We start from the raw sequence: 682 nt of genomic DNA, 5'->3' as shown, positions 1-682 counted from the left end.
GCGAAGGTGATCGCGTCGGCCACGACGGTGACGTCGGCACCGCCGTTGAAGGCCGTCGTGCGGCCGCCGAAGGCATTGCCAGCGTTCGTCAGCGTGACGGCCTGGCCCGTGGCCGTGGCGAAGCTGGAACCGTCGGCGCCGAGCGAGAGGGCGCCGGCCTGCGTGATGGCCCCGCTGGTGGCCGTGGCGCTCAGCTTGCCGCCGATGCTGCTGGCGGCGAACTTCAGCGCATCGCCGTTGACGGTGACATCGCCGCCGTTGGTGGCGAAGGCCACCGTCTTGCCGTTGAACAGGTTGGCCTGGCCCAGCACGATGGCCTGGCCGGCGCCGGTGGCGGCGAAGCTGCTGCCGTCGGTGCCCACGCTCAGTGCGCCGGTCTGCGCGATGCCGCCGGTGGTAGCGGTGGCGAGCAGCTTGCCGGCTACGCTGCTGGCGGCGAGGGTGAGGGCGTCGGCGCCGAGGCTGGCGTCGCCGGCGGCGGCGAGGGCGATCGTCTTGCCGCCGAACAGGTTGCCGGCGTTGGTCAGCGTGATCGCCTGGCCGGCGGTGCTGGTGCTGAAGCTGCTGCCGTCGGCCCCGAGCGAGAGGGCGCCGGACTGGGCGATGGCGCCGGTGCTGGCCGTGGCCTGCAGGCGGCCGGCGATGGTGCTGACGCCGAAGTTCAGCGCATCGGCCTGCACGG

The 682-nt window shown here is 73.5% G+C and carries 1 pseudogene; it reads right to left on the bottom strand.

The features are described from left to right. Positions 1-682 (bottom strand): annotated as a pseudogene (locus tag B0W88_RS34195) (hypothetical protein); the annotation flags it as partial.

Origin of the sequence: Pelomonas sp. KK5 (genome assembly GCF_001984095.1) — a bacterium.
In the GTDB taxonomy this organism is placed as follows: Bacteria; Pseudomonadota; Gammaproteobacteria; order Burkholderiales; family Burkholderiaceae_C; genus KK5.
Note: the sequence above shows the minus strand (reverse complement) of the source record. Positions and strands in the feature narration are given on the sequence as shown.